General features: G+C 61.5%; 17 protein-coding genes. 9 read left to right on the forward strand and 8 right to left on the reverse strand.

The window, feature by feature from the left end:
* The first annotated feature begins 57 nt into the window (after window positions 1-57).
* Both ACFQ6Y_RS01165 and ACFQ6Y_RS01170 read left to right on the forward strand, forming a co-directional pair.
* Window positions 58-1,143, forward strand: coding sequence for a TerC family protein (locus ACFQ6Y_RS01165; protein WP_378628001.1), 1,086 nt, complete (start codon window positions 58-60; stop codon window positions 1,141-1,143).
* 175 nt (window positions 1,144-1,318) lie between these two features.
* On the forward strand, window positions 1,319-2,248 hold the full coding sequence (locus ACFQ6Y_RS01170) for an alpha/beta hydrolase (RefSeq protein ID WP_378628004.1): 930 nt from the start codon (window positions 1,319-1,321) through the stop codon (window positions 2,246-2,248).
* Here ACFQ6Y_RS01170 and ACFQ6Y_RS01175 read toward each other — a convergent pair.
* The 5 genes from ACFQ6Y_RS01175 to ACFQ6Y_RS01195 form a co-directional block, all read right to left on the reverse strand.
* Window positions 2,231-2,884 carry a Dabb family protein gene (locus ACFQ6Y_RS01175; protein ID WP_378628006.1) on the reverse strand — a complete coding sequence of 218 codons (654 nt, stop codon included), beginning with the start codon at window positions 2,882-2,884 and terminating at the stop codon, window positions 2,231-2,233. The genes ACFQ6Y_RS01170 and ACFQ6Y_RS01175 overlap by 18 nt on opposite strands.
* Window positions 2,885-2,894: 10 nt before the next feature.
* Window positions 2,895-3,242, reverse strand: a complete 348-nt coding sequence (locus ACFQ6Y_RS01180) for a hypothetical protein (RefSeq protein ID WP_378628008.1) — start codon at window positions 3,240-3,242, stop codon at window positions 2,895-2,897.
* Between the two features lie 60 nt (window positions 3,243-3,302).
* Entirely contained in the window at window positions 3,303-4,793 is a 1,491-nt protein-coding gene (locus ACFQ6Y_RS01185) for an MFS transporter (RefSeq protein ID WP_378628011.1), read from the reverse strand.
* A 154-nt stretch (window positions 4,794-4,947) separates the two neighbouring features.
* Window positions 4,948-6,411: a benzaldehyde dehydrogenase gene (locus ACFQ6Y_RS01190; protein WP_378628014.1), complete on the reverse strand. Its 1,464-nt coding sequence runs from the start codon at window positions 6,409-6,411 to the stop codon at window positions 4,948-4,950.
* Window positions 6,412-6,502: 91 nt separating this feature from the next.
* Window positions 6,503-7,393, reverse strand: coding sequence for a LysR family transcriptional regulator (locus tag ACFQ6Y_RS01195; RefSeq protein ID WP_230816016.1), 891 nt, complete (start codon window positions 7,391-7,393; stop codon window positions 6,503-6,505).
* A 124-nt stretch (window positions 7,394-7,517) separates the two neighbouring features.
* Between ACFQ6Y_RS01195 and ACFQ6Y_RS01200 the strand changes: the two genes are divergently transcribed.
* From ACFQ6Y_RS01200 to ACFQ6Y_RS01210, 3 genes are all read left to right on the forward strand, one after another.
* Complete coding sequence (locus tag ACFQ6Y_RS01200) at window positions 7,518-8,885, forward strand: NAD(P)/FAD-dependent oxidoreductase (protein WP_317826081.1); 1,368 nt, start codon at window positions 7,518-7,520, stop codon at window positions 8,883-8,885.
* Between the two features lie 83 nt (window positions 8,886-8,968).
* On the forward strand, window positions 8,969-9,721 hold the full coding sequence (locus tag ACFQ6Y_RS01205; protein ID WP_378447513.1) for an IclR family transcriptional regulator: 753 nt from the start codon (window positions 8,969-8,971) through the stop codon (window positions 9,719-9,721).
* Window positions 9,722-9,820: 99 nt separating this feature from the next.
* Window positions 9,821-11,008, forward strand: a complete 1,188-nt coding sequence (locus ACFQ6Y_RS01210) for a 4-hydroxybenzoate 3-monooxygenase (protein ID WP_378628016.1) — start codon at window positions 9,821-9,823, stop codon at window positions 11,006-11,008.
* 30 nt (window positions 11,009-11,038) lie between these two features.
* Here the strand turns inward: ACFQ6Y_RS01210 and ACFQ6Y_RS01215 are convergent, their stop codons facing one another.
* The 3 genes from ACFQ6Y_RS01215 to ACFQ6Y_RS01225 all read right to left on the reverse strand — a co-directional run bounded on the left by ACFQ6Y_RS01215 (window position 11,039) and on the right by ACFQ6Y_RS01225 (window position 13,961).
* The gene (locus tag ACFQ6Y_RS01215; protein ID WP_378628018.1) at window positions 11,039-11,863 is read right to left on the reverse strand and encodes an SDR family NAD(P)-dependent oxidoreductase; all 825 of its coding nucleotides are present in this window, start codon (window positions 11,861-11,863) and stop codon (window positions 11,039-11,041) included.
* Between the two features lie 51 nt (window positions 11,864-11,914).
* Window positions 11,915-13,234: a ClC family H(+)/Cl(-) exchange transporter gene (locus ACFQ6Y_RS01220; RefSeq protein WP_378628021.1), complete on the reverse strand. Its 1,320-nt coding sequence runs from the start codon at window positions 13,232-13,234 to the stop codon at window positions 11,915-11,917.
* A 106-nt stretch (window positions 13,235-13,340) separates the two neighbouring features.
* The gene (locus ACFQ6Y_RS01225) at window positions 13,341-13,961 is read right to left on the reverse strand and encodes a LysE/ArgO family amino acid transporter (protein ID WP_378541844.1); all 621 of its coding nucleotides are present in this window, start codon (window positions 13,959-13,961) and stop codon (window positions 13,341-13,343) included.
* A 75-nt stretch (window positions 13,962-14,036) separates the two neighbouring features.
* Here ACFQ6Y_RS01225 and ACFQ6Y_RS01230 point away from each other — a divergent pair, with 75 nt between their 5' ends.
* The 4 genes from ACFQ6Y_RS01230 to ACFQ6Y_RS01245 all read left to right on the forward strand — a co-directional run bounded on the left by ACFQ6Y_RS01230 (window position 14,037) and on the right by ACFQ6Y_RS01245 (window position 19,899).
* Window positions 14,037-14,930 (forward strand): LysR family transcriptional regulator ArgP, encoded by an 894-nt coding sequence (locus tag ACFQ6Y_RS01230; protein ID WP_378628023.1) that lies wholly within the window; start codon window positions 14,037-14,039, stop codon window positions 14,928-14,930.
* A 133-nt stretch (window positions 14,931-15,063) separates the two neighbouring features.
* Window positions 15,064-16,536, forward strand: a complete 1,473-nt coding sequence (locus tag ACFQ6Y_RS01235; RefSeq protein WP_378628025.1) for a class I adenylate-forming enzyme family protein — start codon at window positions 15,064-15,066, stop codon at window positions 16,534-16,536.
* A gap of 85 nt (window positions 16,537-16,621) precedes the next feature.
* Window positions 16,622-18,469, forward strand: coding sequence for a DUF3556 domain-containing protein (locus ACFQ6Y_RS01240; RefSeq protein WP_378628028.1), 1,848 nt, complete (start codon window positions 16,622-16,624; stop codon window positions 18,467-18,469).
* Entirely contained in the window at window positions 18,466-19,899 is a 1,434-nt protein-coding gene (locus tag ACFQ6Y_RS01245) for a phytoene desaturase family protein (RefSeq protein ID WP_378628030.1), read from the forward strand. The genes ACFQ6Y_RS01240 and ACFQ6Y_RS01245 overlap by 4 nt, the downstream gene beginning before the upstream one ends.
* Window positions 19,900-19,912: the final 13 nt, after the last annotated feature.

Raw genomic sequence — 19,912 nt, forward strand, 5'->3', positions numbered from 1 at the left:
AGTGAAGGAGCTCCCCGTGACCGCAGTCATCAGTGCCATTCGGGTAGGTGGTCAGCGATGAACGTTCCCATGTGGGCGTGGGCCGCGTTCGCCGCAGTCATCGTCGTCATGTTGCTCATCGACCTGCTCGCCCACCGCGGCGCGCACGTCATCGGCTTCAAGGAAGCGGCCTGGTGGAGTGCACTCTGGGTCGGTTTGTCTCTCGTGTTCGCGGTGGTTGTCACCCTGACCTTGGGGGTGAACTCGGGCGTCGAATTCACCACGGCCTGGCTGTTGGAGAAGAGCCTCTCCGTCGACAACCTCTTTGTGTTCGCCCTGATCTTCGGTTACTTCAAGGTGCCCCGTGAGTACCAGCACCGTGTGCTGTTCTTCGGTGTCATCGGCGCCCTGATCTTCCGCGGTATTTTCCTCGCCGCCGGCGTTGCCGTGGTCAGCAAGTTCACGGCCGTGCTGTTCGTCTTCGCCGCCATCCTGCTCTACAGCGCGTACAAGCTGCTCAAGGATGACGACGAGAGCTTCGATCCGGGAACCTCGCTGGCAGTTCGCCTGCTGCGCAAGATCATGCCGGTCCGTGAGGAATACGCCGGAACCAAGTTCTTCGTCAAGGAAGCCGGAAAGCGCGTCGCAACACCGCTGTTCGCCGTCGTCGTCGCCATCGAAGCCGCCGACCTCGTGTTCGCAGTCGACAGCGTCCCGGCAGTGCTGGCAGTGAGTGACGATCCGTTCATCGTGTACTCCAGCAACGCGTTTGCGATCTTGGGTCTGCGTGCCCTGTACTTCCTGCTCTCGGGTCTGCTCGAGAAGTTCCACTACCTGTCCAAGGGTCTGTCGATCATCCTCGCCTTCATCGGCGTGAAGCTGATCATGCAGGCCAGCCACAAGGTGATCAGCACGTCGATCCCCGAGATTCCCTCACTGGTCAGCCTCGCGGTCATCATCGTGGTGTTGGCAGGCTCGATCATCCTGAGCCTCAAGAAACCGCTACCGGAAGCGCCTGACGCCGACGAGGTTGCGCCCGGTGACACTCCGGTCGAGCTCGGGAAGGCAGGCAGTGAAGCCGAGACAGAGGCTTCGGGCATCGAGCTCGCGGCCGGCGATCGTGATGACGACGACGACAAGGTGGATGCTCGCAGTAGGAGCTGACACCTGATCGGCTGAACCGAATCGAAAAGGGAGACCACACAACGAGGTGTGGTCTCCCTTCTCGTTTCTCACGACTCTCGCTACAAAAAAGACCACTGATCGGGAGGGTGTGTTCTCACTCAGCCGTGGGCGATTTACCTTGGCGAATGCCCGACGTCCGAGATCAGGAGTGCCCATGACAATTCACGCGGAAGTCGTCACAATGCTGGCCACGCTCAACGCAGCATTCCCGGACGTCACCAGCTTCGACCCGTCGGAGTTACGCGCTTTGCTTCGGAATCGGCGAGCTCCGCTGGAGCGGCTTCCCGACATGCGTGCAGTCGACGATCTCGCAATCGACGGCCCTGGGGGGGATCTGTCGATCCGCGTCTACCGCCCGCACGCTTCCTCCGATGCCATTCCGCTGGTCGTCTTCGCTCACGGCGGAGGCTTCGTGTTCTGCGACCTGGACAGCCATGATGAATTCTGCCGGTCCATGGCGGAAGGTGTCGGCGCCGTTGTGGTCTCCGTCGATTATCGTCTGGCCCCTGAAAATCCCGCCCCGGCAGCACACGACGACGTGTATGCAGCAGTGGAGTGGGCAGCGAAGCACGCGGCAGAGTACGGCGCTGACCCGAGCAGGATCGTGCTGGCCGGTGACAGCGCGGGTGGCAATCTCGCTGCGACAGTTGCCATTGCCGCCCGCGATCGTGGAGGTCCGGAGGTTGCGGCGCAAGTTCTCATCTATCCCGTGATCGACGATGATTTCGACACCGAGTCCTACCGTCTCTACGGCACCGACCACTACAACACGACCACGGCCATGAAGTGGTACTGGGACCAATATGCGCCCGAACGCCGAGATGACGTGCGGGTGATACCTACTCGGGCAGAGTCGTTCGCCGATCTTCCAGCGGCCGTCATCGTGACAGCTGAGCTGGATCCGCCGTGCTCGGCCGGCGACGAGTACGCGAAACTACTTGCCTCGGCCGGCGTCCCGGTGCAGCATCATCGCTTCGACGGGCTATTTCACGGGTTCCTCACTATTCCGTCGTTGTCGCTCACGGAACCTGCACGACAGAAAGTTTGGGCGATGATTCGTGAGGCGTCAGCCGTCACTCGATAGGAGTTCTTCGCTCAATTCGCCGAAGGTATGACAGATTCTGTCCCGAACAATGACTTCGGTGCATTCGGGGTCGAACCATCGATCAACGACGCCCCAATGGATCGGATGGTCGAGGTATTGGGTCTGCAGTGACGCGAGATCGGTGAACTCCTGCTCCCACACATGGGTCCACGGTGCTTCGTCACATGCAGATGGTGCGCCGGTCGCCGCGCTCACTCGACTGAGCCGCCAGGCAGCGATCGAGGAGATATGCGCGGGCATCTTCAGCAAGTCGCTTTCGAAGCGTTCGATTGCGTCCTTCGGGGCACGGGGTGCAACGCGAATCAGCAGCGCTCGGTACACCCCGTTCGGGCCGGTGGCGCGCGAGCGACCCTCGGTTCCGGAAGCGTACTCGGCGCCGTGAAAGCGCTCGACGGCGTCGTGATGAAGTCCGGCGTCAATGGCACCTCGAGCGGCCTGCCACGACGCTTCGTCCTCGAACTGGAGATGCATGATCAGATCTCCGCCGTTGATGACGCCGGGCAGTGTGGCGGTGACGAGATGGCGAACTGATCCAGACGATTCTGCCACTGCTGCAATGGTGTTCATCGCATCGATCCAGCTGGCCGAGTCCGCGGTGTCGGCTGCAAAAACCACCCTTGTGACGTTATACATCGGCCAGTCCCTCGACGTCGTCGGCAGCGGCAGCCATGGTGCGGCTTCGTTCGGCAATGAGCGGAGCCGTTGCGTCCCACCATTGCCGGAGAGTGGCGTCACCGCGGCTCGAACGAGTCACCTCCCACCAACCGGCGGTCCCCTCGACGGTCCACGTGATCGTGACGATGTTGGACTCGTCCTCGGCCCACAGCGGCGGACTGACAAGTATGTTGTCGAGAGTCAGGTTGCGGCGATTGGCATTCGGCAGGTAGCCGGCGCGAAATTCGTCGACGAACTTCTGCCCACATCCGGGATTCGTGACTATTCGGTCGATCACGTAGAGCGTCTCACCTGGCATCTGCGCAGGCTACGGTGCGCTTAACCCCCTGCGGTACTTCCGATCTCACGCAGCGGGAGGTTATTTCGTGGAGGCTGGGGAACGCGCCGGGCGCAGACCCAGCCACCCGACCACACCGACGAGGGCGAAGGCCACGGCGGCGGTCACGAACGTGACGGTGAAGGCGGATTCGCTGGGCAGAGCGGCTACGCCCTCGGGCAGGTTCGCGATGGTCATCGAGGCGAGAATCGTGGTTACCACTGCACTGCCCATGGCGCTGCCGGTGGAACGGGAGATCGAGTTGATGCCGTTGGCTATTCCACTCTGGCGATGCGGAACACTCGACATGATGATCGCGGGCAAAGCCGCGTAACCCAGGCTGACGGCGGTGCCGATCACGATGCCGGCACCGATGACCGATGCGGTGTGCGTGTGGTCGTATGCGAGCCAGGCGAACGGCACCGCACCACAGATCGCGGTGAGTCCCAGGACGAAACGTGGCCCGCGCACTCTGATGAGGCGCCCACCGATCGGTGCCGCGATCAGCGAGGCAATCGCTCCCGGCAGTAGGAATTCCACCGACGCACGCAGAATGCTGGCGTCGAATCCGTATCCCGTGAGGGCATGGGGAAGTTGCACGAGATAAGAGATGCCCAGGAAGTTGGCGAACATTCCGAAGCCCAGCATGACCCCCGCCAGGTTCGCCATCATCACGGGCCGGTGCACGAACATTCGCATGTCGACCAGTGGTTCGTCGACGATCTTCTCGATCCAGACCCAGACGGCGAACATCACGATCGAGCCCAGGAAAACACCGATGGTCAAGGGCGAGATCCAACCCCATTGGTGGCCTTGCGAAATCGACAACAGGAGCAGAAGGAGTGCAGCGCCCAGGCTCAGCGCACCGATGACGTCGACGCGCCCACCGCTCTTGTGCTTGGTCGCCGGCACCAGCGTGATGACGGCGACGAGGGCAAGCAACGCGAACCCGGTGGCCATCCAGAAGGCGTTGCGGTAGTCGGCATCCGGAGCCGATGTGAGAAGTCCGGTGGCGACGAGGGCGAGCCCGCTGCCGAATGCAAGGGTTCCGCTGACCAATGCCATCGCGCCGGGGAGCTTGTGCGGGCGAACCTCTTCGCGCAGAACCGAAAGAGCCAGCGGGAAGATGGCGGTGGCGGTTCCCTGGAGGACGCGTCCGAGAATGAGAAGTGGCAGATTGTGTGCCAGCGCGGCGACGATTGAACCGATGACCATCACGATCAGAACGCCGACCAGCGTGCGCTTCTTCCCGTGCTGGTCGCCGTAGCGGCCCAACAGGGGAGTGAAAACGGCGGCCGAGAGCAACGTCGCCGTCGTCACCCAACTGATGCCGGCCGCGGATGCGCCCAGATCGGACTGAATGCGTCCCAAGATCGGAACGGGCAGCGTCTGCATCATCGAGACGATCATCGCGGCCAGGCTGAGGGCCCCGATGATGACGGCCTCGCGGCGCGGTGATGTTACGACGGATACATCCGGGGTGTCGCAGACCGTTGGCTGCGCAGCGCTGTCCGTTGTCACTGAATTCGTCAAGTGGGTCCTTCTCGGGATTTACAAGAGAAAATGCTTAATGTGGCGAAGTAATTTTCTCTGGATGGTAAGTCCGCGAGATCGATCCCGTCAATGCTGGTCAGTGAGCCACCGGGACACGCCTGGTATTTGTCGGACCAGCTCGGTGTTTGTCGAACTAGAAGGGGTAGACCGGGAGTGTGCTCTGGGCCGTCACCCACTGCGTTTCGGTGAAGGCGTCGAGGTTTGCGCCGATACCGCCGACGCGGCCGCCGTTACCCGAAGATGCCATGCCGCCGAACGGGATGACGGCTTCGTCGCCGACCGTCTGATCGTTGATGTGTACGAGGCCGGTGGGGATCTGTTGAGCGAGTTCGAGTCCGCGCATGGCGTCGGAGGTCAGAATGCCCAGCGACAATCCGTATTCGGAATCGTTGGCTATGGCGACGGCTTGTTCGACGGTGGCAAAGGAGGTCACCGGTGCGACCGGCCCGAAGACCTCGTCGGCGAAGGCCGGGGCGGTCAGTGGGGTGTCGGCCAGCACGGTGGGCCGGTAGAAGAGATCCTCGTAGGTGCCACCGGCAGCCAGTTTTGCTCCGGCCGCGATGCTTCCGGTGACCAGGGAGTGGATGTGGTCGCGTTGTTTGGCGTCGATGATGGGGCCGAGTGCGACCTGACCGGTGAACGGGTCGCCTACCGGAAGCTTGTCGGCGCGTTCGGCAAGGAGTGCGGTGTAGTCGGCAGCGATACTTTCGTGGACCAGTTGACGACCAGTGGTCATGCAGATCTGCCCCTGGTGCATGAACGAGCCGAAAGCGCCGACAGATGCTGCCTTTTCGAGGTCGACGTCGTCCATGACGATCAGCGCGTTGTTGCCGCCGAGTTCGAGATGCGCTCGTTTGAGGTGGCGGCCTGCCAGTTCGCCGACAGCCCGTCCGGCGCGGGTCGACCCGGTGAATGCGACGACGCGAACGCTCGGATGAACCACGATTGCCTCACCGGCGTCAGCGCCGCCCGGCAACATGCTGAACACTCCCGCGGGCAAGCCGGCCTCCTCGAAGATGCGAGCGAGAACCACACCGCCACAGATCGCCGTGCGCGGGTCAGGCTTGAGGATCACCGAATTACCCAGTGCCAGTGCGGGAGCGACTGCACGGATCGACAGGATGATCGGAAAGTTGAAAGGTGCGATGACGCCGACGGTTCCGACCGGTACGCGACGAGAGAAGCTCAGGCGAGGTTGCTCCGAGCGCAGCACTTCACCTACGGGGTGCGCGGCCAGGGCTGCGGCGTTGTAGCACTCCTCGGCAGCGGTATGGGTTTCCAGTCCGGCCTTGGCCGGGATGCTGCCGGCCTCCCGGATCACCCATTCGCCGATTTCGTCGGCGTACTGCTCGAACAATTGACCGGCGCGGCGCAGAACAGCGGCGCGTTCGGTGTAGGGGCGTGCTGCCCAATCCTTCTGAGCTGCAGTAGCTTTTGTTGCAGCGGCTGCCACGTCGTCGGGTGTTGCCATGCCCACCGTCGTCAACTGCTTGCCCGTGGCCGGTTCGACGACGATGCGATCTTCGGCGTTACCGCGAACCCATTCGCCGTGGAAGATCTTCGATTCCCACACAGGTTCGCTCAACAAACTCGACATGGCCGCTCCTCGAGAAGGGATGCGACTGCGCGCCGCATCACATGGTTATGCACCACGTTGCTCTGTGAGGAGGTCGATCGCCATTACACTTTCATTCAGTGAAAGACGGGTTCATCGCGTCCTTGAGTGCTTGGATCAGATCGGCGAACTCGGTGGAGTAGGTGATGCCGCTGCGGGTCACCCCGGACACCGGAATTCGTAAGCGTCCGTGCGATTCTCGCATGAAGCTGATTCCAGCACGTGGAGATTCGCCTGCGGTGATCGAATACAGCAGGGTCCAGGCGCGAGGGTTGGTGATCACGTCCAGCGTGGCGGTGTGATCGCTGGGAATTGCGGGGCCCAGTTGTACGCGTCGATCTATTTCGCGGAACGCGTCCTCGACCACCTTGTGGATGAGAACCTGGCTTTGGCGTGGCGGCAAGAGCAGGGGATATGCGGCCAGGTCGTTGAGGTCGACGCTTTGCTGACCGGCCAGGGGGTGCCGACTCGACATGACGACCAAGAGGTCCTCGACGCCGAGGTCCAGGGGCTCGAGTCCGGGGCGGTCGACGCCGCCGCGAATCAGCGCGATGTCGGCGTCACCGGAGGCCACGGCGTCCATGCGGTGGGCGAAACTCTTGATGACGAACTCGACGTCCAGGTCGGGGTGAAGTTCGCGCACGTGTGCGATGGCGTCCAGCGTCTGAGCGGCAAAGCTCATGTTTCCGGTGATCCGGATCCGGGCTCGTGGGTCGCGTGCGACGGAGTACGCCATCGTTTCGAGGCTGAGGACTTGCTGCGCGATGGGCACGAGTCGCGATCCTGCCGGGGCAAGGCGAACGGCTCGGGTCGAGCGTTCGAAGAGTGTCGCGCCAAGCTCCTTCTCCAGTCGCGCGACCTGATGGCTGATCGCCGACTGCGAGATGAAGCAGCGCTCGGCAGCGCGACTGAAGCTCAGTTCCTCGCTCACGACGAGGAAGTACTTGAGTTGGCGGAAGTCCATGAGGACAGCTTACTTATGAGCAATCGAGATAACAGTCTTGCGAATACTCCAGCTAGCTGGACCGGACCCATGATCAGTCCATACCGTAATAGTCATACTTTCAATTTGGTTGAGGAGATTTGTTGTGGATAGAACAGCTGCGGGTCGCGCAGACATCGACGCGACTGGACACGAGCAGACTCAGGTAGTGATCGTCGGTTCGGGATTCGGAGCCCTCGCCGCGGCCAAGACCCTCGCGAAGTCCAAGACGCCGTTCGTCCTCATCTCCGCCACCACCGAGCACCTCTTCCAGCCGCTGCTCTACCAGGTGGCAACGGGTGTTCTGTCGGCCGGCGAGGTTGCTCCGCCCATCCGCACGATCCTGCAGAAGTACCCCAACGCCGACGTGCGCCTCGGCCGCGTCGTCGAGGTCAACGCCGAAGAGAACACGGTCGTCTACGAAGCCTCGGGCACCCGCCATACGCTCGGATACCGCTCGCTCATCGCAGCCACCGGTGCCACGCAGGCGTACTTCGGTCATGACGAGTTCGAGAAGGTCACCTACAAGCTCAAGACCGTCGAGGACGCCGAGGTGCTGCGCAAGCAGATCCTGCGCTGCTTCGAAGAAGCCCACACCACCAACGACGCGCTGGTTCGCCGCAACCTACTCAGCTTCGTTGTCGTGGGTGCAGGCGCGACCGGCGTCGAGCTCGCCGGACAGATCAAGGAACTGGCGCGTCGCTACTTTGCGAAGGCCATCAACAACATCAGTGCCGACGAGGTCACGGTCACCATGGTCGAAGGCGCCGGCGTTGCGCTTCCGGCCTTCGGCGGCAAGCTCAGTGAGTACACGCAGGCCTCGCTCGAGAAGTCGGGTGTCGAGGTAGTCCTCAACACCATGGTCACCGCCATCGACGAGCACGGTGTCACCGTCTCTTCGGCAAAGACCAAGGAAGAGAAGCGCATCGACGCCGAGACCGTCATCTGGTCGGCCGGTGTACGCGCCAACGACTTCGCCGCGGTGCTCGGAGAGGCAACCGGTTGTGAGAGTGACCGCGCAGGTCGTCTGCTCATCAATCCGGACTTGACCGTCGGAGGATTCGCCAACGTCTTTGCCATCGGCGACATGACTTCGCTGAACGGTCTGCCGGGTCAGTCGCCCGTTGCAATGCAGGGTGGCCGTCACGCCGCGAAGACTGTGAACGGAAAGGTCAAGGCAGGAACGCCTTTCAAGTACTTCGACAAGGGCAGCATGTCGATCATCAGCCGATTCAGCGCTGTGTGTCGCGTCCGCAAGGTCGAGTTCAAGGGCACGATCGCCTGGTTCATGTGGTTGGCCGTGCACGTGATGTACCTGGTGGGCTTCCGCAACCGGTATGTCGCTGTGATGTCGTGGTTCGGATCGTTCATCGGTCACCGTCGTCCGCACTTCCATTACGCGCAGGAGCCGATGAAGATCGAGGCCGCGCCGCCGGTGACCGAACGCGAACCGGAATTGGCGCACTCCGCGTAGCTCTGCACCGCTCGAACACGTTTCGCCTGATGTCAGTCACACGGCTTTGTCAGTCACACGGCTTTGTGAGTCACACTGTGTGAATGGCATCAGGCGACCGTTCGTTGATCGGCCGGGCATTTATCGTGCTCGGTGCCTTCGATGCGACGTCTCCTCGGTTGACTCAATCTGAGATCAGTCGCCGCACCGATCTACCTCTGCCCACCGTCCATCGACTGTGCGGGCAGCTGGTGGCTGCCGGCGCCCTCGAGCGTCGGAGCGACGGCAAATACCAGGTCGGAGTCCGGTTGTGGGAGATCGGCGCTCTCGCTCCCGGGGCGCACGGTCTGAGACAGGTGGCGTTGCCGTTCCTCGAAGACCTGTACGAGGTCACCCGGGAGAACGTGCAGTTGGTTGTCCGTGAGGGCACCGAGGCGCTGTACCTCGAGCGCTTGTCCTCGCGTAGCGCCGTCACCGTGGTCGGCCGCGCCGGCGGTAGGTTGCCGTTGCACGCGTCCAGCGGTGGATTGATTCTCCTGGCGCACGGCGGAACCGAGCTTCTCGACGACGTCCTCCGAGCCGGCCTCGAGGCGTTCACACCCAAAACCATTACGTCCGAGCGGATCTTGAGAGCAACTCTCGACGAGATCAGACGCACCGGATTCGTGGTGTGTCGTGAGTATCTGAATGTCGGAACTCTTGCCGTTGCCGCTCCGGTCCGCGAAGCCGGCGGCGACGTTGTCGCAGCGGTGTCGACAGTTGTTCCGGTGGAGCAGGATCCGGCTCCCTTACTGCCGGCCTTGGCCGCGGCTGCTCGCGGAATATCACGCGGGCTTGGTGGCGGCGGGCTTCGATAGCTCAGTTTCGATCTTTCACTGAGTGAAATTTCAGCTGTTCAGGGGAGCGGTAGTGGTTGAGGGTGGTCTCAATCGCCACTCACCTCAGGAGTTCTCTGTATGTCTTCGTTGCGCACCCAGGTCGGAATCGTCGGTGGCGGTCCCGCCGGGTTGATGCTCTCGCATCTCTTGCATCTGAGGGGAATCGATTCGATCGTCCTGGAATGCCGCACCCGCGAAGAGGTGGAAGGCACCATTCGTGCGGGTGTGCTCGAACAGAACACCGTTGATCTCATGGTCGAGACCGGACTCGGTGACCGACTGAAGCGAGAAGGCCTCGAACATCACGGAATCGAGTTGCGATTCGGTGGGCGAGGGCACCGCATCGCATTCGACGAACTGACCGACGGGCGCGCCGTCACGGTGTACCCGCAGCACGAGGTGCTCGTAGACCTGATTGCGCGACGCCTCGCCGACGGTGGGGACATTCGATTCGGAGTGACCGACGCGCGAGTGCACGATCACGAATCAGATAGCCCGAGTATTACTTTCGTCGACTCGGACGGTAGCGACCAGAAGCTCGAGTGCGTCCTGGTGGCCGGTTGCGACGGGTCGCGAACCGAAACGCGAAAGCTGATTCCCGAACCGTCGATCCGCACGGATCATTTCCGGCAGTATCCCTTCGCGTGGTTCGGCATCCTGGCCGAGGCGCCGCCGTCATCGGAAGAATTGATCTACGCCAACCACGAGCGTGGGTTTGCGCTGATCAGTACAAGGACGCCCGAGGTGCAGCGTCACTATCTTCAGGTCGATCCGGACGACTCCGTGGACAACTGGTCCGACGATCGAATCTGGGACGAGCTGCACATGCGGGTCGACGGTGAGGGTGCCGAGATCAAGGACGGCAGGATCTTTCAGAAGTCGATCCTTCAGTTCCGCAGTTTCGTGTGCGAGCCGATGCAGCACGGCAACCTCTTTCTTGCTGGAGATGCGGCGCACACTGTGCCGCCGACCGGCGCAAAGGGAATGAATCTCGCGATTGCTGACGTCTACGCCTTGGCAAAGGCAATGGACAGTTTCTTCACCTCGTCCGACCGAAAGATGTTGGACGGGTATACCGAAACGGTGCTGCCGCGTGTGTGGCGGACGCAGCACTTTTCGTGGTGGATGTCGTCGATGCTTCATCGCTTGCCAGACGACAGCGGTTTCGGCCATCGGCGTCAGTTGGCTGAGTTGGACATGGTCACGCGCTCGGTGGCCGGACGAACATTGATCGCCGAGAACTACGTCGGAACGCCCTTGATCTAGAGGGCTGCGAAAAACTCGATCCGAGGAAGGCTATCGGCGCGCGGATGTAAGTGTCGGAATGATGCGTTGATAGCCCGAACTCGCGACACGGGTCAGCACATCGATGACCCGCGCGTCGTTCCCGACAAAAATGCGAGGGAGACCCTTTTCGGTGCCTCGCAGGATTGTTCTTGCCGCCTCAGCAGGCTCAGTTCGAGCGATGGACTTCTCGAATGAGTCGACTACTGCCGAGTGATCGAGTGTCGACGCTACCCGTGCCGACCTCGCAATCGATGTCTTGACTCCGCCGGGGTAAACGCACGACACCCGCACCTGAGGATGAGTAGCCGACATTTCCTGACGGAGCGATTCGGTGAACCCACGAACCGCGAATTTGGCTGAGTTGTATGCAGAATAGCCAGGAGCTGACATCAGGCCGAAGGCCGAAGACACGTTGACGATGTTTGCTCGATCGGATTGAACAATATCGGGCAAGAACACCTTCGAACCGTTTATTGTGCCCCAGAAGTTTGTATTCATGACATGTTCGATGTCGGGAAAGTTGCAGTCGAGGACGTCGCCCGAATACAGGATGCCAGCGTTGTTGAAGATCGCATCCACGCGCCCGAATTGATGTGACGTCTCGTCCGCGCAATGTTGCATTGCCGTCCGATCTGCCACGTCGACAACATTCGACAGAATTAAATCAGGGCGAACGCCGGTGAGCTCGACTGTTTCGCGGAGTGCTGATTCGTCACGATCGACAAGTGACAGCAGCCCTCCCTGGGACGCAACTTGGATTGCCAGTTGGCGGCCGATACCGGCACCCGCGCCCGTCACAACTACGACTCGTCCCCCGAAATAGCTCACAGACATACATTATCGCGCGCATAGGTGTGGCGTATGCGGCGGAAACGGCGATCAGGATCATCGCAGAGGAGGGTGCCGCGCTTCCAGCATCCGTTCTCGGAGACTGTCGTAGATGGGGGCCGACCCTGCCACGGTAGCGACGAATACCGCTGCGGCCGTAGCCGCGAGCATCGGGACCAGCGTCGACGTCACCGCTGTCATCTCGACCACGATCACGATGCCGGTGAACGGTGCGCGTACCACGGCGCCGAAAAACGCGGCCATGCCTACGGTGGCCATGGTGATCGTGAGTCCGGCGTCGACTCCGGGCACGAAGCTAGACAGTCCGGTGAAGATCGATCCCCACAGTGCGCCGAGTGCGAGTAGGGGAGCAAAAAGTCCGCCGGGAGTGCCGGCGGCGTACGACAGCGGGCCCGTGAAGAACCGAACCACCAAGTACAGCAGCAGAATCGGCAGAACGAAGGTCCTGCCACCGACGACCATCTGTGCAAGAACGTCACCGCCCCCACTTGCCAGCGGGTCGAGGAAGAGCGTCAGGCCGATGACGGCGCCGATCATTGCGCCGATGACTGTCGGCGGGATCCTGTCGAGTCGTGCAACGATATCGAGTAGTCCCAGAATCAAGCGGTTGTACGCGATACCCAGTAGCCCCGTGAGGATTCCGAAGACGACAAACAGTGGCAACAGTGCGAGTTGAGGTGTCGGGACGGTGCCGACCTCGAAATCTGGTTGATCGCCGATGACAAGTCGTGCACAGCCCACCGCGACCGAAACACCGAAAAGCGTTGGCAGAACAGTGCGTAGCCGGAACGAGTGCGTCACCTCCTCGCAGACGAACAGTGCGCCGGCGATAGGCGCGTTGAACGCAACGGCGAGTCCTGCTCCGGCCGTGGACGTTTGCAGCATGGCGACGTCCGGTTCGGTAAGGTGGGCCCGTCGTCCCGTTTCCGCTCCGATTGCCGCGCCCATGTGGACGGTGGGGCCTTCGCGGCCGAGGACCAGACCCGAGCCGATCGCCAAGAGGCCGCCGATGAATCTGGCGGGCACGAGATTGATTCCCGGCGGCTTCGCTTCACCGCGGGACACTGCCTCTACGTGCTGGATACCGCTTCCCTGCGCGAGGGGTACTCGTCTGACGATCAGAACAGCAAGGACGGTGCACAGCGCAACCAGGACGACCGGCACGAGCCACCCGACGTACGGAACGTGATGCGCCCAATTCACGATCGTCTGACGAAGTTCATCGGCCCTGATCAGACACCATCGGAACGCGCCGCCGACAAATCCGACCACGACGCCGGCGGCCGCAGCGAGTAGACACAGCAAACCCAGTCCGCGGTGGGAGTCACGCGGTTCGGAGTCGACATCCTCGGTCATCGTGATCAGCCCTACCTGATGGTCACAACTCTCGACAGGTGAATTGAGCCTTACTCACCTTGGACGGTAACCCATCCTGATACCGGAAAGTGCTTGTATCGCCGGGTCACAATTCGGTGAGCAGACTGATTCCGAGAACTGTCATCATCACGGCGATCAGAGCGTCGAGAACCCGCCAGGCGCTGGGTTTTGCAAAAAGCGGTGTCAGCAGGCGCGCGCCGTAACCGAGGGCGCTGAACCAGACTGCACTTGCGGTGACGGCGCCGATTGCAAACCACCACCGTCCGATCTCGCCGCGACCGTTGGCAATTGAACCCATCAGCACGACGGTGTCGAGATAGACATGTGGATTCAGCCAGGTGAGTGCCAATGCCATCGTGACGGCGGTAAGCCTCGACCCGTTGCCATGTTGATCCGGTGCCAATGTTTGCGGTCGAAGTGCTCGTTTGGCGGCGAAGAGTGCATAGCTGAGTAGGAAAAGGGCACCGGCGATGCGAACGGCAGTGATCAGTGACGGTGCGTGTTCGAGGAGGGCGCCGATTCCGCTGATGCCTGCAAGGATCAGAACTGCGTCTGAGACGGCGCAGACTGCGACGATCGGGAGTACGTGCGAGCGCGTCAGGCCTTGGCGAAGAACGAATGCATTCTGTGCGCCGATTGCGACGATCAGAGAGAGTCCGACTCCGAAACCGACGAGGGCCGACGCTGGGTCGGTGGTGCTGAGCATGTTGTCGAGCCTGCCCCGCAGATTGTAATCAGTCCAGCTAATGATTCTTAGGATGCATCAGAGTAGCTTCAGATCATGTTGGACTTCGAGCAACTGAGGGCATTGCACGCTGCGGTCGACGAGGGAACCTTTGACGCGGCGGCGCGGAAGTTGCACATCACGCCGTCGGCGGTCAGTCAACGGATCAAAGCTCTCGAGACCTCGGTAGGCCGGATCCTGGTGCAGCGCACCAAACCCGTCAGGGTTACCGATTCCGGGCGGGAAGTCCTGCGTCTTGCCCGTCAGATAGATGCCCTTTCGCGCGATACCGTGCGAGAACTCGGCCTTGAAAACGGTTCGGGAACATTCGCCCGCGTCTCTGTCGCGGTCAACGCCGATTCGCTGTCCACCTGGGTTCTGGGTGCTCTCGCGGAGTTCACTCACGAGGTCAGTTTCGACTTCCACCTCGACGATCAAGACCACACCACCGAACTGTTGCGCGACGGTTCGGTCATGGCCGCTGTCACGTCGGTCGCGTCGCCGATTCAAGGGTGTTCTTCGAGTCGGCTCGGCATAATGCGGTATCGGCCGATGGCGAGCGCGGAGTTCTGTCGTCGTTGGTTTGCGGATGGTGTTACGGCAGAATGTCTTTCGGCCGCGCCGTTGGTGGTGTTCAATCGGAAAGATCTCTTGCAGGATCGGTATCTCGATCAAAAAGTCGGCCATCCCGTCGATCCGCCCCGCCATCTTGTTCCTTCGTCGGCAGATTTTGCGGACGCGGTTCGGCGGGGATACGGCTGGGGGCTGATACCGGACCTGCAGCGTGGCGACGACGAGCATTCCGGGGCGCTGATCGAATTCGACCCGGACTTCGTCGACGACGTTCCGCTGTATTGGCAGCAGTGGAAACTGTCGTCGCCAGTCTTGCGCCGGATCTCCGAAGTGGTGACGCAGCGGGCTCGCGAGGTGTTGCATCAGCCCTTGATCTGACGTGCGCTGCAACATGCGGCGTTGTGCTCCGGGAACAAAGAACCTGGATAAGTTGATCTCCTGGGACCGTTTCTTCGACCACGGGACACCGATAGTGTTTTGAGTCACACACGAATGAAAGGTGCTGACTCTCGTGGCGGACATCGGATATCTGGCTTGGGATCTTGCAGAGAAGTACGGGAAGAAGCCGTGCCTGCGGGACGACCACGTCGAACTCACCTATGAGGAGTTCGCAGATCGCACGGAAGCTGTTGCCGCGCAATTGGCCGGACTCGGGATCGGACTCGGTGACGTGGTGGCGATCATGCTGCCCAATCGCGTCGAGTTGCTGATCGCGATCATGGCTGCTTGGCGCGTAGGTGCTGCGGCTACACCCATCAACCCGATGTTCACTGCGAACGAAGCGGACTACCAGATCGCGGACTCTGGTGCCGAGTTGGTCATCACCGCCACTGCCGACGCGCCTTCGGGTGGCCGTGCGGTGTTGGTCGTCGACGATTTGGCGAAAGTGCCGCCGACGGATCTCCGGCCCGAAATCGCTGTTGCAGCAGATGATCTGGCTTTGCTCATCTACACCAGCGGTTCCACCGGACGACCCAAGGGAGTGATGCTCTCGCATGCCAACCTGCAGTTCATGGCTTCGTCGATGGGCAAGAACATCGGTGTCACCGGCGCAGATCACTGCCTGCTGATCTTGCCGCTGTTCCATGTCAACGCGATCTGCGTCAGCGTCTTGACGCCCTTGCTCGTCGGCGGGCAGGTGAGTGTCACCGGGAAGTTCTCGGTGTCGAGATTCTTCGACGACGTTGCGCGGCTTCGTCCCACGTATTTCTCGGCGGTGCCGGCAATCTACGCGATGCTGACCTCTCAGCCGGAAGACGCGTCGATCGACACGTCCTCTCTGAGGTTCGCCGTGTGTGGTGCGGCACCGATCAGCAAGGAGCTCCTCGAACGCGCTGAGCAGCGTTTCGGTTTCGTGATCGTCGAGGGGTACGGACTTACCGAGGGGACCTGTGCGTCGGCCTGCAATCCTGTCGAGGGGGTGCGCAAACTCGGCACGGTCGGACCGGCGCTGCCCGGCCAGCAGATTGCGATTCTCGCCGAGGACGGAACCTTTGCGCCCGTCGGTACCGCCGGAGAGGTAGTCATCAAGGGCGACAACGTGATGCGCGGGTACCTGGGCAAGCCGGAGGAGACCGCGAAGACCGTCAAGGACGGTTGGCTGCACACCGGTGACGTCGGTGTACTGGACGAGGACGGCTACCTGACGCTGGTGGACCGCATCAAGGACATGATCATCCGCGGGGGCGAGAACATCTACCCCAAGGAGATCGAAAACTCGCTCGCCACACATCCTTCCGTGCTGGAGGCCGCCGTCATCGGGGCTCCGCACCAGGTCTACGGAGAGGTGCCAGTTGCCTATGTTGTGGCCTACCCCGACGCGCCCGTCACCGAAGACGAACTGCTCGAACATGTCACGGCCTTGCTCACCCGAGTGAAGGTGCCAGTGGCGATCTACGTCGTCGATACGCTTCCCCGAAACCCGGTGGGCAAGATCGACAAACCTGGAATGAGACGAGCATTGAGCGCAACTCCCGCTCACTAGTCCCTTCCCAGTAGTACCAGCACAACTCGACGACGTCCGTCGAGTCGATCCGTCATGCCCACATTCCGTATTTCAGGAGCACATCATGGGATTCAAAGAAGGAAACTTCCCTCCCGTCGATCCGGCAACGTTCATGGACAAGCCGTTTCTCGAGCGTCTGCGTGACATGTCCACGCACTGGGTGGATTACGGCTTCGGTACGCCGAAGATGGTCCACACCGTCTACATCATGAAATTGTTGTTCCTCTACCTGGCAGCTGGAACAGCCGTTGCCACTTTGACTTCCGGCCTCTCGTGGTTCGACATCGGATCGTGGTGGAACCAGCCGATCATCTACCAGAAACTCATCATCTGGACGATGATGCTCGAGATGCTGGGCCTGGCAGGATCCTGGGGCCCGCTCGCCGGCCACTTCAAGCCGATGACCGGTGGAGTTCTGTACTGGATCCGCCCCGGCACCATTCGCCTGCCACCGTGGCCGGGCAAGGTGCCGCTCACCTCGGGTGACACTCGCACGATGTTCGACGTCTTCATCTATGTCGCCGCAGTCGCCAACCTCCTTGTTGCCGCTGTTCTTCCCGGTGTTCACACCACAGGAATCGATTCGACAATCGCTGACAATGCCGGACTGGTGCGCCCGACGGTCTTGTACTCCTTCCTGGTACTCATGGTGATTCTCGGGTTGCGGGACAAGGTGCCCTTCATCGCTGCCCGTAGTGAGCAGTATTTGCCGGCGATCTTCTTCTTCACGTTCCTGCCCTTCGTCGACATGATCCTGGCGCTCAAACTGCTGATCGTCATGGTGTGGATCGGTGCCGGTGTCTCGAAGTTCGGTCGCCACTTTTCGCTGGTGGTCCCCCCGATGCTCAGCAACACGCCGTGGATCCCGTCGAAGAAGATCAAGCGTGCGCACTACCGGAACTTCCCCGAGGATCTGCGGCCTTCGCACCTGGGCGGCGGCGTCGCTCACGTGGCCGGAACGATGGTCGAAATCGTCACCCCGTTGATCCTGCTGTTCTCGACGAACAAGACCCTCACGATCCTTGCCGTGATCCTCATGGTCGGATTCCACTTGTTCATCGCGTCGACCTTCCCGCTTGCCGTCCCACTCGAATGGAATCTTCTGTTCGCTTACGCATCGGTCTTCCTGTTCCTGGGATTCCCGGCGTGGGACGGATACGGACTCGGCGCCATGTCCTCACCGTGGATTACTGCGGGAATTGTTGCAGCCCTTGCCTTCTTCCCGATTCTCGGAAACCTTCGACCCGATCTGGTGTCGTTCCTGCCGTCGATGCGTCAGTACGCCGGCAACTGGGCATCGGCGACGTGGGCCTTCGCGCCGGGCGCCGAAGCCAAGATCGACCAGTTCATCAAGCGTCCGTCGCCGGATACCCGCAATCAGTTGATGACGATGTACCCCGAGGACGTGTCCGACGTGGTTCTGCATCAGCTGTTGGGCTGGCGTTCCATGCACAGCCAAGGGCGTGCGCTGTTCTCTCTGATGATCAGGCACCTCGGCGACGACATCAACACGTACTCGTTGCGGGAAGCCGAGTTCATGTGCAACTCCATCGTCGCCTTCAACTTCGGTGACGGCCACTTGCACGACGCGAAACTGATCGCCGCCATTCAGCGACGCTGCAACTTCGCGCCCGGTGAATTCCTGGTGACCTGGATCGAATCGCAGCCCATCCACAAGGGAACGCAGGAGTATCAGGTGATCGATGCGGCTCTCGGTGTCATCGAACGGGGTACTTTCAAGGTCGCCGACGCAGTCGCCGAACAGCCGTGGTTGCCGAACGGGCCCATTCCGTTCGACGTTCAGTGGACACTGGACGTACGGGCCGACCGCGCGGCAACAGATCCGCAGGTTGTCTCCGAACCGAAGATGCGTACGAGGGTCAGCGGTAGCGAGCAAGAGGTGAGTAAGTGACAAAGGCCGTAGTCGTCGGCAGCGGGCCCAATGGGCTCGCTGCCGCGGTACACCTTGCACGTAGCGGTGTGGACGTGCAGGTACTCGAGGCCGCCGACCAGATCGGCGGAGGCACCCGCTCCGGTCCGATCGACGTGCCGGGGTTGATCCATGATCACTGCTCGGCGTTTCACCCGATGGGTATCGGCTCGCCGTACCTGTCCAAGCTGGACCTCGAGCGCTACGGGCTGATCTGGAGATGGGCAGAGGTGGACTGCGCGCATCCGCTCGACAACGGGGACGCCGGGGTTCTGTACCGCTCGCTGGAGCAGACCGCGGCGGGGTTGGGTGCGGACGGGCAGCGATGGCAACGGATGTTCGGTGACTTGTCGACGGGATTCGACGCTTTGGCGTCCGATCTGATGCGTCCGATCGTCAACGTTCCGCGCCATCCGCTGCGGCTTGCGGCTTTCGGCCCGCGAGCACTGCTTCCGGCAACCGTGACCGCGAAACTGTGGAAGACGGAGAAGGGCAGAGCATTGTTCGGCGGGGTCGCCGCGCACGCGTTCTATCCGCTCAACCGTCCGGCGACGTCGGCGGTGGGGTTGATGATCACGGCTGCTGGTCACCGCTACGGGTGGCCGGTCGCCGAGGGAGGGTCGCGTTCGATCACCGACGCCATGGCAGCGATGCTCCTCGATCACGGCGGCAAGGTCGACACCGGCGTTCGGATTCGCACCGCCTCCGAGATTCCTGACGCCGATGTTGTTCTGCTGGACGTCAATCCGGGTGGTGCGCTCGAAATCCTGGGTGATCGTCTCCCCGCCCGAGTGGCGAAGGCCTATCGAAAGTTCAAACAGGCTCCTGGGGCCTTCAAGGTTGATTTCGCGATAGAAGGTCACGTGCCGTGGACCAATCCGGATTGCGCTCGGGCCGGAACAGTCCATCTGGCAGGTGGTTTCGACGAAATCGTGGCAGCTGAGCGTGACACGAATTCGGGCCGTATGCCGGACCGGCCGTTTGTACTTATCGGTCAGCAATACCTGGCTGATCCCACCCGCTCTGCCGGGAACATTCATCCGTTGTACGCCTATGCCCATGTGCCTCACGGTTACGCCGGCGATGCTACGGAGGCGATAACTCGTCAGATCGAGAGGTTTGCGCCAGGATTCCGGGAGCAGATCGTCGCGACGTCGAGCAGTGGTACATCTGCCCTGGCAGAGGACAATCCGAATCAGGTAGGCGGCGACATCATCGGAGGTGCCAACACCGAACTGCAGGTTGTCTTGCGTCCGCGCGTCGCAGTCGATCCGTACAGCACGGGGATCGCGGGCACCTACCTGTGCTCGGCCTCGACCCCGCCGGGTGCCGGAGCACATGGAATGTGCGGGTACAACGCAGCCGAATCGGCTCTGAAGTACCTGCGACGAAAGGGTGCGGAAGTTCTGTGAGTAGTCCATCGCA

It is taken from the genome of Rhodococcus sp. NPDC056516, from assembly GCF_042794655.1.
Classification (GTDB): domain Bacteria; phylum Actinomycetota; class Actinomycetes; order Mycobacteriales; family Mycobacteriaceae; genus Rhodococcus_F.